Source organism: Buchananella sp. 14KM1171 (assembly GCF_041380365.1).
GTDB lineage: Bacteria > Actinomycetota > Actinomycetes > Actinomycetales > Actinomycetaceae > Buchananella > Buchananella felis.
On sequence record NZ_CP159981.1, the window covers coordinates 335,817 to 350,561 of the forward strand.

General features: G+C 69.5%; 15 protein-coding genes. 6 read left to right on the forward strand and 9 right to left on the reverse strand.

What is annotated here, in order from left to right:
- Positions 1-194: 194 nt before the first annotated feature.
- The 3 genes from ABYF38_RS01350 (at position 195) to ABYF38_RS01360 (ending at position 4,204) form a co-directional block, all read left to right on the forward strand.
- Entirely contained in the window at positions 195-1,280 is a 1,086-nt protein-coding gene (locus tag ABYF38_RS01350; RefSeq protein ID WP_371152334.1) for an iron ABC transporter substrate-binding protein, read from the forward strand.
- Between the two features lie 75 nt (positions 1,281-1,355).
- On the forward strand, positions 1,356-2,900 hold the full coding sequence (locus ABYF38_RS01355) for an ABC transporter permease (protein ID WP_371152335.1): 1,545 nt from the start codon (positions 1,356-1,358) through the stop codon (positions 2,898-2,900).
- Complete coding sequence (locus ABYF38_RS01360) at positions 2,897-4,204, forward strand: ABC transporter ATP-binding protein (protein WP_371152336.1); 1,308 nt, start codon at positions 2,897-2,899, stop codon at positions 4,202-4,204. The genes ABYF38_RS01355 and ABYF38_RS01360 overlap by 4 nt, the downstream gene beginning before the upstream one ends.
- Positions 4,205-4,461: 257 nt before the next feature.
- Here the strand turns inward: ABYF38_RS01360 and ABYF38_RS01365 are convergent, their stop codons facing one another.
- Positions 4,462-5,520, reverse strand: a complete 1,059-nt coding sequence (locus ABYF38_RS01365; protein WP_371152337.1) for a quinone-dependent dihydroorotate dehydrogenase — start codon at positions 5,518-5,520, stop codon at positions 4,462-4,464.
- A gap of 210 nt (positions 5,521-5,730) precedes the next feature.
- Between ABYF38_RS01365 and ABYF38_RS01370 the strand changes: the two genes are divergently transcribed.
- The gene (locus tag ABYF38_RS01370; RefSeq protein WP_371152338.1) at positions 5,731-6,318 is read left to right on the forward strand and encodes a hypothetical protein; all 588 of its coding nucleotides are present in this window, start codon (positions 5,731-5,733) and stop codon (positions 6,316-6,318) included.
- 211 nt (positions 6,319-6,529) lie between these two features.
- On the opposite strand, the gene ABYF38_RS01375 is transcribed toward ABYF38_RS01370, so the two are convergent.
- Complete coding sequence (locus ABYF38_RS01375) at positions 6,530-7,390, reverse strand: TrmH family RNA methyltransferase (RefSeq protein WP_371152339.1); 861 nt, start codon at positions 7,388-7,390, stop codon at positions 6,530-6,532.
- Positions 7,391-7,450: 60 nt separating this feature from the next.
- Here ABYF38_RS01375 and ABYF38_RS01380 point away from each other — a divergent pair, with 60 nt between their 5' ends.
- Positions 7,451-7,834, forward strand: a complete 384-nt coding sequence (locus ABYF38_RS01380) for a hypothetical protein (RefSeq protein ID WP_371152340.1) — start codon at positions 7,451-7,453, stop codon at positions 7,832-7,834.
- Here ABYF38_RS01380 and ABYF38_RS01385 read toward each other — a convergent pair.
- The 3 genes from ABYF38_RS01385 to ABYF38_RS01395 all read right to left on the reverse strand — a co-directional run bounded on the left by ABYF38_RS01385 (position 7,831) and on the right by ABYF38_RS01395 (position 10,513).
- Positions 7,831-8,580 (reverse strand): HAD-IIB family hydrolase, encoded by a 750-nt coding sequence (locus ABYF38_RS01385; RefSeq protein ID WP_371152341.1) that lies wholly within the window; start codon positions 8,578-8,580, stop codon positions 7,831-7,833. The two genes, ABYF38_RS01380 and ABYF38_RS01385, sit on opposite strands and share 4 nt — an antisense overlap.
- A gap of 183 nt (positions 8,581-8,763) precedes the next feature.
- Entirely contained in the window at positions 8,764-8,916 is a 153-nt protein-coding gene (locus ABYF38_RS01390) for a MetS family NSS transporter small subunit (protein WP_371152342.1), read from the reverse strand.
- Between the two features lies 1 nt (position 8,917).
- Positions 8,918-10,513 (reverse strand): sodium-dependent transporter, encoded by a 1,596-nt coding sequence (locus ABYF38_RS01395; protein ID WP_371152344.1) that lies wholly within the window; start codon positions 10,511-10,513, stop codon positions 8,918-8,920.
- A gap of 218 nt (positions 10,514-10,731) precedes the next feature.
- Between ABYF38_RS01395 and deoD the strand changes: the two genes are divergently transcribed.
- A complete protein-coding gene (gene deoD / locus ABYF38_RS01400; protein ID WP_371152345.1) occupies positions 10,732-11,457 on the forward strand; it encodes a purine-nucleoside phosphorylase in 726 nt (241 codons plus the stop codon).
- 200 nt (positions 11,458-11,657) lie between these two features.
- Here deoD and ABYF38_RS01405 read toward each other — a convergent pair whose 3' ends face one another.
- The 4 genes from ABYF38_RS01405 to ABYF38_RS01420 form a co-directional block, all read right to left on the reverse strand.
- A complete protein-coding gene (locus tag ABYF38_RS01405; RefSeq protein WP_371152346.1) occupies positions 11,658-12,242 on the reverse strand; it encodes a hypothetical protein in 585 nt (194 codons plus the stop codon).
- 163 nt (positions 12,243-12,405) lie between these two features.
- The gene (locus ABYF38_RS01410) at positions 12,406-13,713 is read right to left on the reverse strand and encodes an NAD(P)/FAD-dependent oxidoreductase (RefSeq protein ID WP_371152347.1); all 1,308 of its coding nucleotides are present in this window, start codon (positions 13,711-13,713) and stop codon (positions 12,406-12,408) included.
- A gap of 171 nt (positions 13,714-13,884) precedes the next feature.
- On the reverse strand, positions 13,885-14,112 hold the full coding sequence (locus ABYF38_RS01415; RefSeq protein WP_371152348.1) for a hypothetical protein: 228 nt from the start codon (positions 14,110-14,112) through the stop codon (positions 13,885-13,887).
- A 64-nt stretch (positions 14,113-14,176) separates the two neighbouring features.
- Positions 14,177-14,611 carry a hypothetical protein gene (locus ABYF38_RS01420; protein WP_371152349.1) on the reverse strand — a complete coding sequence of 145 codons (435 nt, stop codon included), beginning with the start codon at positions 14,609-14,611 and terminating at the stop codon, positions 14,177-14,179.
- Between the last annotated feature and the right edge of the window lie 134 nt (positions 14,612-14,745).

Sequence of the window (14,745 nt, forward strand, 5' to 3'; positions counted from 1 at the left end):
GACCATCCACCCGCCTTCTTTGAAGAAGGCCACAAAACCCTCCCACCCGTTGCGCCCAGCTTTAGGCAAGGCTACCCTTTTCATTTTGCCGGGACTTAAGGCTCGGCTAATAGCGACGTGCGAGCGCCTCCCCTAGCGCTCCCCCTCACGCCGCTATCTCCATTGGGCACAGCCCACAACAGAGGAGTAATTCCATGCATATCCGCAAGATTGCCACTGCAGCCGTTGCCGCTGCGGCCGCCCTTGGCCTGAGCGCCTGCAGCACTGGCGACGCGGCCAAGCCGCAGCAGTCCGCTGCCCCCTCCGCTACCGAGACCACCGCTAGCGCCCCCGCCGAGACCACCGCTGAGGCCGACGGCCCACTGGTGGTCTACTCGGGCCGTAACGAGAAGCTGATCGGCCCGCTGCTGGAGCAGTTCACCGCTGACACCGGCATCGACGTGGACGTTCGCTACGCTGGCACCTCCGAGTTGGCCGCCCAGCTGCTGGAGGAGGGTGACAAGACCCCGGCTCAGGTCTTCCTGTCCCAGGACGCTGGCGCGCTGGGCCTGGTGGCCGGCGCTGACATGTTTGCCGCCCTGCCGGCTGACGTCACCTCCCTGGTGGACCCGAAGTACACCTCCAAGGACGGCTCCTGGGTGGGCCTGACCGGCCGCGCCCGCGTCATCGCCTACGACAGCCAGACCCTGAAGGCTGACGAGGTGCCGGCCAGCGTCTTCGACCTGACCGACCCGAAGTGGAAGGGCAAGGTTGGTATCGCCCCCACTAACGCTTCTTTCCAGTCCTTCGTCACCGCCATGCGCGTCATGGAGGGTGAGGAGAAGGCCGAGAAGTGGCTGACCGACCTGCTGGCCAACGAGCCGCAGATCTTCGAGAAGAACGGTGAGATCCTGGAGGCCGTCAACGCCGGCACCGTCTCCCTGGGTCTGATCAACCACTACTACTGGGCCCGCTCCGAGCAGGACCCCACCACCCTGCGCGCGCAGCTGAAGTTCGGTGAGCCGGGCTCCGTTTCCGCTCTGGTGAACGTCACCGGTGTCGGCATCCTGAAGGGCGCCGCTGACAACGCCCAGGCCAAGGAGTTCGTGAACTACCTGCTCTCGGCCAAGGGCCAGGAGTACTTCCTGACCAAGACCTTCGAGTACCCGCTGGTGGCGGGCATGGAGGGCCCCAAGAACGTGCCGGCGCTGAAGGACCTGGGCCAGCCGGACGTGTCCCTGGCGGACCTGTCCTCCCTGGACAAGACCGTCGAGCTGCTGACCAAGGTTGGGCTAATCTGACCGTCTGCTAGGTAGCTTTAGGGGCGTCGTGGGTGCCGCGCGCACTCACGACGCCCCTTTGTTTACGGGTGAGAGATGTCTTCACGCGATTTGAGTAGTGCGCGCTCGCGCCGGCTGCGGGATCTGCCCGCTGGCCTGGTCGTGGCGTGCTTTCTTGTTGCTGCCGTCGCGGTGCTGCCGCTCTACTACCTGATCCGCCGGGCGTTTTCGGGCGGCCCGCAGGCCGCCTGGGCGGTGTTGGCGCGCCCGCGCATGTGGATGCTGCTGACCAACACGGTGGACCTGGTTGTGGTGGTGTGCGCGGGCGCGGCGGTGCTGGGTGTGCTGACGGCCTGGGCGGTGACGCGCCTGCGCCTGCCCGCCCCGAGGTTGTGGGTGGTGTTGGCGTGCCTGCCGCTGGCAGTGCCCAGTTTCGTGGCTACTTTCGCGTGGCGCTCGGTGTTCCCGCACCAGCACGGGTTTTGGCCGTTGGCGATCGTGTTGATCGCGTCCTCCGCCCCCTTTGTCACCGTGCCGACCATGGCGGCGTTTTCGCAGGCGGACCACGGCCTGGCCGACGTGGCCCGCTCGCTGGGCCGTTCGCGCGCCTACGTGTTCCTCACCATCACTCTCCCGCAGGTGCTGCCCGCCACGGCGGCCGGGAGCGTGATCGTGGCTCTCTACACGCTGGCGGACTTCGGCGCGCCGGCGATGATGCGTTACGACACGCTCACCACGGGCGTGTTCGCGCTGATCACGGCGGGCTCGTCCCGCTTCGCTCCCGCTGTGATGGGCGTGGTGATCACGCTGATCGCCGCGCTCCTGGTGTTGCTGGAGAACTTGTTTCGTACCCGCCATCACCGGGCCGTCTCTGCGGGTTACGCTGCCGCGCGCTCGCGCCTGTCTGGGCCGCTGACGGCGCTGGCGTGCGCCGGCCTGTCTACCGTGGCGGTGGCGTCGGTGGCCGCCCCGATCGGTGCGCTGCTGTTTCGTTCTCTGAAGAACACGCGGTATGAGACGGATTGGTCCCGGCTGGCCGACGCCGCCCTGACCACCCTGGTCTTCGGCTTCGCGGCGGCCACGCTGGCCGCTGCGGTGGGGCTGCCGCTGGCCTATATAGCGGCCCGTGTGCGGGCCCGCACGGTCACGTTCCTGGAGATGGCAACGTTCTCCGCGCACGCCCTGCCCGGGGTGGTGCTGGCGTTGGCGATGGTCTCTCTGACCCTGCAGGCGGCGCCGGGGGCGTACCAGACCATGGGCGCGCTGGTGGTGGCCTACGTGCTGCTCTACCTGCCCAAGGGGGTGGGGGCCGTGCGCGCGGGCTTCCAGCAGGTGCCGGTGGGCGCTGAGGAGGCCGCGCGCACGCTGGGCGATTCCAAGCTGCGCGTGTGGCGGCGCGTCTGCCTGCCGCAGGCCCTGCCCGCCATCGGCGCGGGCTGGTTGTTGGTGGCGACGGCGGTGATGAAGGAGCTGCCGGTCACGCTCATGTTGCGCCCGACGGGGACGCACACGCTGGCCACGGAGTTGTGGAACTCCAGCTCGCTTGGCGCGTACGGCGCCGCCGCCCCCGCCGGTCTTGCCCTCATGCTGGTGGGCATCATCCCGTCCCTCATGCTCGCTCGGAGGATTGATCTGCCGTGACGGTCCAAGTTCGCAATCTCAGCGCCCAGTACGTTCAGGGCAGGCCGGTTTTGCACGGCCTGGACCTGGAGATCGCCTCCGGGCAGGTCACGACGGTGCTGGGCGCCTCCGGCAGTGGCAAGACGACTCTGTTGCGTGTGCTGGCGGGCCTGCACACGCCCTTCGCGGGCGAGGTGTTGATGGATGGCGCCGACATCACGGGGGTGCCGGTGGACAAGCGCCGCGTGGGCTTGGTGCCGCAGGAGGGCGCCTTGTTCTCCCACCTGACCGTGGCGGCCAATATCGCCTACGGGCTTAGGGGGGTGAGCCGCCGCCGCGCCGCCTCCCACCCGCGTGTGCTGGAGATGGTGCGGTTGATGGGCCTGGAGGGTTTGGAGGGGCGCCTACCGCACCAGCTCTCTGGCGGGCAGCAGCAGCGGGTGGCGCTCGCGCGGGCGTTGGCGCCCCAGCCGCGACTGCTGTTGTTGGACGAGCCCTTTAGCGCGCTGGATCCCTCGTTGCGGTCGCGGCTGCGCGAGGAGGTGTTTGCGATCCTGCGCCAGCAGAACCTGCCCACGCTGCTGATCACGCACGACCAGGAGGAGGCGCTTTCCTGTTCCGACACTGTGGCGGTGTTGCGCGACGGTCACCTGGTCCAGGTGGGCACTCCCCGCGAGCTTTACTGCGCCCCTGCCGATGCGTGGGTGGCCGCATTTGTGGGTGAGGCGAACGTGCTGCCGGCTGGGCAGTTGGCCGACGTTCCGCCCGCCTCCGCTACGCCTGCGGCCGCCCGGGAAGAGGCGGGCCAGAGCTGCGCGGGTCGCAGCGGAGCGGGCCTCGCCGAGACGGGAGCGAGCCGGCCCGCCCCGGGGGACGACGCGAACCCGCCGCTGGTCGTGGCGCGCCCGGAGCAGCTGGAACTGACCGTGCTCGCCCCGTCGGGGGCTGCAGGCGCTTCGGGCCCTGAGCGGGAGAGCGCGGGCCGGCAGGAGTCCCCCGCAGCCGGCGCTGCCCAGGCGGCTGCCGCCTGCGGGGCCACCGACGCCACTGCGGCTTTCGGCCTTGCCGGTTCGGCTGGGCTTGCCGGTGCCACCGGGCACGTGGTCTCCACCCGGTTCCTGGGTCACTCCCAGCTGGTGACTGTGGAACTGGAGCCGCGCCGGCAAGCCGGCGCGGCGGCGCAGCGAGCCGATGCGGCGCAGCCGCATCCCGCGAGCGGTGCGCGCGTCACGGTCACGGTGCGTAGGGCCGGGGAGGCGCGGGCCTTGCCGGCGGGCACCCGCGTGGCAGTCACCACGCGCGGAGAGCTCCACTACCTGAAATAGCCCCCGGCCCCGATTACAAGCCCGCCCATGGGGCCATCCACGCCCCACTGATCGGGCCCACAAACTCCTGGCCCCCGGGCCCGAGGCCGGCCACCCTCCCCTGAGCTAAACCGCTCGACCTAGACCTTGTGCAGCCGACCTAGACCGGAGAACGCCACGCAAGGTCTAGGTCGGCTGCATAAGGTCTAGGCCGTACGAATTTGAAGCATTAGGGCCGCTTCGATCCGCCCTGCTGGCCCTCCCGGGCCCCGGAACGCTCAGCCGGCGTAGCCCAGGCGCGCCAGCGCGCGGTTCATGCGGCCGGGCCAGGCCGGGCCTTCGTAGATGAAGGCGCTGTATGCCTGGAGGTAGTTGGAGCCGGCCTCCAGCATCCGCTCGGCCTGCGCCACCGTGCTGATCCCGCCCACGCCGATGATGGTCTTGTCCGGCCCCAGCGCGGCACGCAGCGAGCGCACCACCGCCAAGGACTTCTCCGTCAGCGGCGCCCCGGACAGGCCACCGGCGCCGTGGCGCTGGTCGTGGTCGATCGTGGTGTTGGTCGCCACCACGCCCGCCAGGTCCAGCTCCAGCACCAGCTGGGCCACTGCCTCCAGGTCCTCGGGAGCCAAATCCGGCGCGATCTTCACAAACAACGGGACGTGGCGGCCGGCGGCAACGTCGGCGGCCTGCTGCACCGCAGCGAGAATCGGCCGCAGCGATTCGACGTTCTGCAGGTCGCGCAGGCCGGGGGTGTTCGGGGAGGAGACGTTGACCACCAGGTAATCGGCCCAGCGGGCCACGTGGCGGGCGGAGGTGACGTAGTCGGCCACGGCGTCCTCAAGCGGGGTCACCTTGGACTTACCGATGTTGGCCCCCACGAACACGGCCCGCCCGGCCTTGGTGCTGCGCAGCTTGCGCAGGCGCTCGCCGGCGGCGGCGGCACCGTGGTTGTTGAAGCCCATCCGGTTGATGATCCCGCGCTCCTCAATGAGGCGGAACAGGCGCGGCTTGGGGTTGCCCGGCTGGGCCAGGGCGGTGAAGGTGCCTACCTCCACAAAACCGAAGCCCAGGGCGTCCATGCCCAGCACGGCGGTGGCGTCCTTGTCCATGCCGGCGGCCAGACCCAGGATGCCGGGCACGGGGCGGGCGAAGGGGCTCTTGTGCTCCAGGTGGGCGCGGGTGAGGGTGCTATCCACGCGACGGCCAAACAGCGCCCGCATGACGGCGGCAGTGGCCCGGCAGTTACCCGCCATGGACAAGGCCTTCACGGCCCTGACGTGCACCTCCTCCGGATCCTGCTTGGCAAAGACTAGGTTGAAAAGCGCCCGGTAGATCATGAGGACAAGCCTAGTGGGACTTGGGGCGTTTCTTCCCCCACCACCTGGCGCTTGGTGCACCAGGCACGCCGCGAGCGCGCAGGTGGCGACCTGGGGATTGCCCGGCGGCGGCCAAGCTGTGCATAACGCCGAGTGCTGCCCCCTGCGCACGGGCCCTGGCTGCGTGCAGCGGCCCACGGGGATGGTGGGTGGGTCGAAAGGAGAGAGAAGATGTCCACGCTTGCCTACTGCCCGTCCGCTGCTTCGACGGGCCAGGTGCCCTCCCCCGCCGCGCCCGAGGGGCCCTACGGTCCGCCGGGGTGGAGCGTTCGCGCCGGCCTGTGGGAGGAGCTGGCGGCCTTCACGCCCGCGCCCCATTTGGACGACGCCCCCGACCGGTGGGTGAAGGACGGCGCCCCGACCACGGACTTTGTGCCCCTGCTGGGCCTGGGCGGGCCGGCCGCGTCCTTCCTCTTGGCCAACCTGCCGCCCGCCCAGCTGGCGGACAGGCAGAACCTGGCCCCCACGCTGGGGGCGTTACTGCGGGCGGCGGTGAAGCACGACGGGGTGAGCCTGTGCGGCTACGGCATCGGTCCGCAGCGCAGCGACGAGCGCATCAGCATCGACGCGATCCTGGTGCCCGGCTACACCGACGCCACGGTGCACCGCGACCACCGGGGCGAGTGTGACTGCAACGCGCTGTGGCGGCGCCTGAGCCGGGACCTGGAGCTGGACGCCCTGGCTCCACCCGATGAGATCGCGCGGGTGCTGCCGCCCTGGCCGCCCTACACCCCCGCCTGGCGCCTGTGGTGGGACTGACTGGGCCGGGCGCCAGTATTCGCCGCAGGGCGACCCGGCCAACAGGAGGCGACAGGCTGGTTCTCACCGGCGCTGCCTGCCTCTCGATCGCGGCGGCGCAGCAGTTGGCGGCCTAGGCTGGCGGTCCGTCCAGGCGGCCTAGGCTGGCGGCCCTACGCGGTGGCCAAGCCCCGGGCCGCTCGGGTGACCTAAGCCCGAACTGCGCGGCGACCTAGCCCCGGGCTGCGCGCGTGGCCCAGAACGCCACCGCCGCTGCGGCTGCCACGTTGAGGGAGTCGACTCCCCCGGCCATTGGGATGCGCACCACGCGGTCGCAGGCGGCGATGGTGCGCGGGGCCAGGCCGTCTCCCTCCGCGCCCAACACCAGGGCCACGTTGCCCTGTCCGCACTCCGGGGTGGTGACGAACTCGTCCAGGCTGACGGAGTCGTCGCTCAGGGCCAGCGCGGCCACGGTGTATCCGCGCTGGTGCAGCGCGGCCAGGTCCGGCCAGTGCGGGATGCGGGTCCAGGGCACCTGGAAGACGGTGCCCATGGAGACGCGCACGCTGCGCCGGTAGAGGGGGTCTGCACAGGTGGGGGTGACCAGCACGGCGTCCACCCCCAGTGCGGCGGCGGAGCGGAAGGCGGCGCCGACGTTGGTGTGGTCCACCAGCGCCTCTAGGATCGCCACGCGCAGCGGCCTGCCCGCCGCGCGGTCCGCGACGCCGTCCAACAGCTCGGCGACGTCGGGCAGCTCGGGGCGGTGCATGGCGGCCAGAGCACCGCGGTGCAGGTGGAAGCCGGTGATTCTTTGCAGCAGGTCCTCCTCTGCCAGGAAGACCGGCACCTCCCCGCCGTCGGGGTCTCCGCCGCCCACGGCCTGCAGGGTGGGGCGCATGGTTTCTAGCCAGCGCGGCGCCATCAGGATGGAGCGGGGGCGGTGGCCGGCGGCCACGGCGCGCTGGATGACGTTGGTGGACTCCGCCATGTAGAGCCCGGCGGGTTCCTCAGTCTTGGTGCGCAGGGCGACGTCGGTGAGGCCGACGTAGTCGTGCAGGCGCGGGTCGTTGGCGTCGGTCAGGGTGATGAGCATTGCCATAGTCTCCCACCTGGCCGCGCCCAGGCATGGACGCGGCCCGTAGACTCTCGCGGCGTGAGTAACGCGTTGCCGCCCACCCCGCCCGCCGTTGGGACGCAGCTTCAGCGCGCCTGGATAGGCGCGCAGGGAGACTGGCCCGCCGCCGGCACCGTGCTCGCTTTCACCTCGCCCGTGTGCGCGCCGTGCCGGGCGATCAAGCTGCGCCTGCAACTGGCCCTGAAGCACCTGGGCACTACCCCAGCGGGGGCGCCTGATCTGGTGGAGGTGGACGTGTCCCGTGCCCTCGCGGTAGGCGAGGTCTTCGGGGTTGCGCGCACCCCTACCGTGCTCCTGGTGGATTGGCGCGGCGTGGTGGTCGAGCGCCTGACCCTGACCGTGCCCCCGCAGGCGTGGTGGCTCCAGGCGCTCGCCGCGCTGGGGCGGCCGGCTGCGGGCTAGGCGCGCGCGGCCACGAAGTCGCCCACCACCTTGACGGTGTCCTCCCAGCCCTCGACCGCGACGCAGTCCACCCCCAGGGCCTTGACCGGGTAGTCGTTGCCGCCCTCGTCCAGGCGGTCGCCCACGAACAGCATTTCGTCTAGCCCGATGCCGGTCTCGGCGGCCAGGCGCTCCATGCCGTAGGCCTTGTCCACGCCCTTCTTGGTGATGTCCACGCTGGTGGAGCCGCCGGAGCGCACCTCCAGGGTGGGCAGCAGCTTGGCCACGGCGGCGCGCAGCTTCTCCTTCTTCTCACCGGTGGGGTCCCACGCCTTCTTGGCCTCTAGCGGGGCCTCCTGGCCCAGCGCGGAGAAGGTGATCTGGGAGCCGCGGTTTTCCAGGATGTCTCCCCAGGTCTGTTCCTCCCACAGCCCCAGGGCGCGGGCCTGCTCCTCCAGGGCGCGGCAGGCGTTGGCGCTCTCTTCCTCGGTGAGGTCGTGGGCGTAGCGCAGCGCGAACTCGGTGCCGTCCCACGTGTAGTAGCGGGTGCCGCAGGTGGGCATGAGGTGGAGCCGACGCGCCTGGGCGTCGGAGAGCGTCAGGTTGGACAGCACCTGGGACTCGAACTGGCCCATCTGGCCGCCGGAGATGATGCACACCTCCGCCACGTCCAGCAGGTCCTGCAGGGCTTTGCCCATCGGGGCGGGCAGCGCCTGCTTGGAGGGGGCCAGGGTGTCATCCAGGTCGAAGGCAACGAGCTTGGTCACTTTTTCTCCTTTTAGTCCGCGCCAACTCTAGCCAGCGCTCTCGCCAGTTCCAAAAGTCGCGGCCCCTTTTTTTGTTAAGGCGGCCGACGCTCCACCCACCTACTCGGTTAAGAGCGGCGGGTGGAGCGTCGGCCACGGTCAAAGGGCTGCTTCACGCAGCGGCACCCAGTTGGGGCGGCTGGTTTAGTAGCCGGGCAGCAGGTGGGCCTGCTCGCCGTCCTCTTCGTAGACGTCGATGGGCTGGGGCTTGTAGAGCAGCACCACGATGGAGGCTACGAGCCCTCCCCACACCACGGCGAAGGCGGCCAGCATCAACAGGATCGCGTTAACCGGCATGTCAGTTCTCCTTAGAGGTAGCGGCGGTCAGGGTGCCGTTCTTGCCGTTCGGGCGCGGCGGCACGGTACCGGGCAGGTCAAGCGGCTTGTAGCTGTCGACGTCGTTGCGCCACGGCAGGTTAGCGAAGACTGCGGTGAGCACGAACGCGAAGGCGATGCAGCCAAAGCCGAGGGTGCCCAGCATCCACCACGGGTAGCCCTCGTAGGCCTCGGTGATCAGGCCCCACAGGGTGGAGGAGAGCATGTAGGCCAGCACGGCGGGGATCAATCCGCCCACCAGGACCGGCCACCAGCGGCCGATGGAGACGGAGGAGACCACGTTGATGGACATGCGCAGCTCGGGCAGCTTGCGGGCGAAGAAGCTCATGTAGACCATCGCCACGATCGCGATGAACACGATGCCGATCTCGTTGATGTGCTTGTCCACGATGTCCAGGGAGTACAGGCCGGTGGTGGTGGCGAACAGGGTGACGGACAGGAGCGCGGCGGGCAGGCCGGCGGTGAAGGCGGCCTTGACGTTGTTCAGGCCGAACTTCTCCTGCAGCGCGGCGGCGACCACCTGGATTAGGGAGACCAGGGAGGTCAGGCCGGCCAGGAACAGGGAGGAGAAGAACAGCACGCCGAACAGGGCGCCTGCGGGCATCATGGCGATGATGGTCGGGAAGGTGACGAAGGACAGGCCCACGCCGGCGATGCCCTCCAGGTCACCGACGCCCACGCCCTGCTGGTGGGCCATGAAGCCGAGGGCGGCGAACACGCCCACGCCGGCCAGGATCTCGAAGGAGGAGTTGGCGAAGGCAGCCACCAGGCCGGTGCCGCCCAGGTTGGAGCGGCGCTTGAGGTAGCTGGCGTAGGTGAGCATGATGCCAAAGCCGATGGACAGGGAGTAGAAGATCTGCGCGAAGGCGGCCATCCACACGTTGGGGTCTGCCAGGGCGGACCAGTTGGGGGTGAAGAAGGCGGTCAGGCCCTGCACCGCGCCGGGCAGGAACAGGGCGCGCACCACCAGGGCGCCGAACAGGATGACCAGGACCGGCAGGAAGACCTTGTTGGCCTTTTCCAGTCCGCTGACGACGCCGCGGCCGATGATGAACAGGGCGATGCCCCACACGGCCACTAGCGGAACCAGGACCTGCCAGACGGGGCTGGCGGAGATGCCGGGGGCTTCTGCGATGTGCAGGTACTTGCCGAAGAAGAATCCGGCGGCGTCCTTGCCCCAGGCCAGCTTGAAGGAGAACCAGGCGTATGAGCCGGCCCAGGCGATCACCACGGCGTAGTAGCTCATGATGACGAAGCTGACGAGTACCTGGAACCAGCCGATCCACTCCGAGGAGCGCTTGACGCGGCGGTAGACGGTGGGGGCGGAGCCGCGGTAGCGGTGGCCCATGGCGTAGTCGAACAGCAGCACCGGGATGCCCACGAGCACTAGGGAGAACAGGTAGGGCAGCAGGAATGCGCCACCGCCGTTGGTGTATGCGACGCCGGGGAAGCGCCAGATGTTGCCGAGGCCGACTGCGGAGCCGATGGCGGCCAGGAGGAAGCCGTATTGGCCGCTCCACTGCTCGCGCTTGCTGCCTTGCGCAGGCTGCTTGCTCATGTCTCCCCTTTCGAGGTCCGTTTTAGCTTTTGGATGGCGTCAAGTTTTCTCCCAGGCAATTTCCATGAACAATTCACGCTCACATGTTGGACACTCTGGGCGATCCGTGGCGACGCCGCCCCTACCCGCTTCCTCGCCCCACTCCCCCGCCCGGGGCGAGTTCCCGGCGGAAATGTGGTGTCATTAGGGCAAGTGACGTAACGAATAGAGGAGTATTCATGGCCACACCTCACATCAACGCAGAAAAGGGCGACTTCGCCCCCGCCGTCCTCATGCCGGGCGACCCGCGCCGCGCTCAGGCGATCGCGGAGCTGCTTATGCCGGACGCCCGCCTGGTCAACGACGTGCGCGGCATGCTGGGCTTCACCGGCACCGTCAACGGCAAGCCGCTGTCCGTGATGGGCTCCGGCATGGGGCAGGCCAGCGCCACCATCTACGCCACCGAGCTATTTGAGCAGTTCGGCGTGGAGCGCATCATCCGCGTGGGCACTGCGGGCGGTATCGCCCCGCAGGTGAAGGTGGGCGACGTGATCGTGGCCGTGGGCGCGCACACCGACTCCGCGATGAACTCCCTGCGCATCCCGGGCGTGCACTACTCCGCCGTTGCCTCCTTCAACCTGGCGCGCGCCGCGGTGGAGGCATTCGAGGCCAATGCGGAGCTGAGCGCTGCGGCGAAGGTGCACGTGGGCACCATCATCTCGCGCGACCACTTCTACTTCACCCCGGAGGGCCAAACCGAGCGCCTGGCCGCCTACGGCACGTTGGGTGTGGAGATGGAGGCCGCCTCCCTGTACGCCACGGCCGCGCAGTTTGGCCGCGAGGCGTTGGCGGTGCTGACCGTGAGCGACCACCTGCTGGACCACTCCGGTGACATGACGGCGCAGGAGCGCCAGACCCGCTTCCAGGACGCCCTCGCCTTGGCGGTGGCGGCCGCCCACTGCTGATCCGCCGCTGCTGGGGCTGGCCGCGTTTGACGCGCTGGCGGGTGGCCGACGTCGCCCACCGACCGAAGCGAGAACGCGGCGGGTAGGTAGGCGGCCGGCCAGAGTCGGGGCGCGGCTGCGGCGGCGCGGCGGCAGCAAAGCGGCGACAACAAGGTGTCGGGGCTCGAGGGATTAACCCCGAGCCCCGCCGCTTTCTTTGCCTACCGGGCCTCGCGCAGGCTGGCGGGCTGCCACCCGGCGCGGCGGGCCAGGCAGGTGGCCAGGGTGGCGCCGGCCACGACCATCATGATCGAGGTGGCGGTGATGACGCCGCGCTCGTGGGCCAGCACGCCCCAGGAGAACCAGAAGGCCTGCAGCACCAGGTTGATCACCAGGTAGCCCAGGGAGACGCCGGTAAGGTCGCGGCGCACCACCAAGTCACGGATCTGACCAATCAGGCCCACCGACTGCGGTACCACCACGGCGATGCCGAAGGCCACCGGGCCGAACGCGAAACGCACCGCCACGATCGCGGCGAAGGTGGCCAGGATGGGCCACAGCACGTCCCAGGGTCGCTGGGAGCGGTCGGCGGCGATCAGCCAGACGATGTAAGCGGAGGTCACCAGCAGCAGGATGTTCGGGGCGATCATGTTCGCCGCGCCCACCGTGAAGGAGTGCACCACCCAGCCGCCGAAGCAGGCGGCGGTCAGCTGCCAGTTCAGGGCAGAGATCCCGGCGGTGGTGCCGGCCTTTCGGATGCGGGAGATCTGCGGGAAGGTGGGCAGGGAGCCCACGACGGCGCACACCCAACCCCATATGTAAAGAAAGCTCACCGAATCCTGCCTTTCGCGTCCGGGCAAGCATACGGGCAAGCCGGGCAGGGGGCGTGCGCGGGAAAGGGGCCGCCGGGCGGCAGCGTCGTACCGACGCCACCGCCCGGCGGGGTTAGCCAAGTAGCAAGGCCGGGCGCTACTTGGCCGGATCAGCCGGCTTACCCGTGCGGCGCGAGCGCTTGGTGGGGGCCACCATGTCACCCACGATCGTGGCGGCGGAGGCCGGCCACTCGAAGAAGCGAAAGGCCATGTTCACCATCGTCTGCAGGCGGTTGCGGCCGCCCAGCAGCGTCACCAGGTGCAGGCCCACCCAGGCGGCCCAGGCCGGGTAGCCCCGGAAGGTAGGGCCGCCGGAGAGCTCCACCACGGCGGCGCCGCGCCCGATCGTTGCCATGATGCCCTTGTCCTTGTACTCGAAGCGCTGCGGGCTCTGGCCGCGCAGCTCCGCCACGATCTGGTCCACCGCGTGGCAGCCCATCTGCTGGGCCGGGGAGGCCAGCTGCGGCAGCGGCGCGTCCTCGCAGATGCAGCAGTCGCCGGCGGCGTAGATGTGGTCCTGGCCGATCACCTTCAGGGTGGGGTCAACCTGGATGCGGCCGCCGCGTCCCAGCGGCATGCCCCACTCGCGCACCGCCCGGTGGGCGCCCACGCCGGAGGCCCACACCACCACGTCGGCATCCAGGGAAGAGCCGTCCCCGAACTCGATGTGGTGCGGGGAGACGGCCGCCACGGAAGTACGCAGGCGCACGTCCACGCCCCGCTTGCGCAGCTGGCGCAGCGTGTAGAGGCGCTGGCGGTACTGGAAGGGGGCCAGCAGGCGGTCGCTCATCTCGATCAGCACCACCCGGAAGTTGTCCGTGGCCAGCTCCGGGTAGATCGTGGGCAGGGCCTCGCTCTTGAGCTCGGCCAGGGAGCCGGCCAGCTCGACGCCGGTGGCGCCACCGCCCACGACGGCCACCGTGAAGCGACGCTCGGGGTCTCCGGCCTGGGTCAACTGCTCCAGGCCGGAGAAGATCGCATCCCGCGTGGCCAGCGCGCGGGCGCGCGTGTAAATGGAGTGGGTGTGCTCCGGGGCGCCCGTGACCCCGAAGTAGTTGGGGCCCACGCCTGCGGTGAGGATGAGCTTGTCGTAGGAGATCTCATCGCCCTGGTCCAGGAAGACGGTCTTGGCCTCCGGGTCGATCCAGGAGACCTGGCCCTGCCGGAAGGCGGCGCCGTGGTTGGAGGCCAGGCGGCGCAGCGAGTAGGTGATGTCGCCCGGGTTCAGGCCGCCGGTGGCGACCTGGTAGAGCAGCGGCTGGAAGGTGGTGTAGGGATGGCGGTCGATCAGCGTCACGTGCAGGCCGGCCCTGGTGGCCTTGGCCAGCGCGGACAGGCCGGCGAAACCGCCACCGACGATCACAACGTGCGGCGCGTCCTGGCGCGCCCGGGAAGAAGTGGTCATGGGACCAAGGTACGTAACGGACGCTGCGGGCCGATAGGTGAAGGGCGGGATTGGGTTCGCTGTGCGGCTCGCTGAGGGCCCGGTTTGGCGGAATTGCAGCGCTCCGCCGGGACGGCGTGGGCAACACCACAAATCGGTAAGGGTGACCTAAGTTCAGCGAACTCGGCGGGGTCAGGCCTGCGGGTCCTCGGCGCGGTGGCGCGGGGTGGACTGGAAGGCCTTGGCCAGGAAGTAAGTGCCCACGGAGATCGCCGCGCCGGTGAATGCCCAGCCGACGTATTGCAGCCACGGGGTGGCGGTGAGCCACGCGGCTAGCGGGTCGTGGTGACGCAGCACTTGGTAGGCCACCGCGATCACGACAAGAAGGACGCCGAGGGCGAAGGAAAACATGCGCTTCATACCTCAAGCCTAAAGTGGCATCGGTCACGCTGCAAACCGGCTCGGCATGGCGCTTCCGACGCGGCTAGGCCCCGGCGGAAAGCGCGGCGTCCTGCCGTTTCTTCGCCAGGCCGACGCGCAGCAGGGTCCCAGCGGTGACGGCGCACCCCATCGCGGCGACGAACAGAACGTCGGCCAAAATCCCCAGCGCGGTGAATCCCCTTCCCGCAGGCAGGGCGGCGCCGGCCACGATCAGCAAGGCGCCGACCACCACGAGAGCGCCGGCCACCTTCAGGGGCGCCTGATAGGGACGGGCGGAGGCCAAGATCTCCGCCTTCGCGCGATCCAGCGCGTTCACGTACCACTTGATGCCGAACGCCGCCACCATGCCGGCAGCCACGATGGTCAGGCTGTAGAGGGTCGAGCTGGCGGCAACGGCCCCCACCTTGCGCACGTTCAAGAGCACGGTGCCCAGGACGATGAGGGCGAAAGCCAGCAGGCCGGTGGTAGCGCGGGTCATGGCCGGAACATATGGACGGGCGCGGCAGGGTGTCAAGGCGGGCTGGTGCACGACGTGGAGCCGCGGGCGCGGCGGCAAGGGCCGCTTCGCCAATTGCCGGGCGGGGAGAGCAGGGAGCGAGAATGATTGCCTCT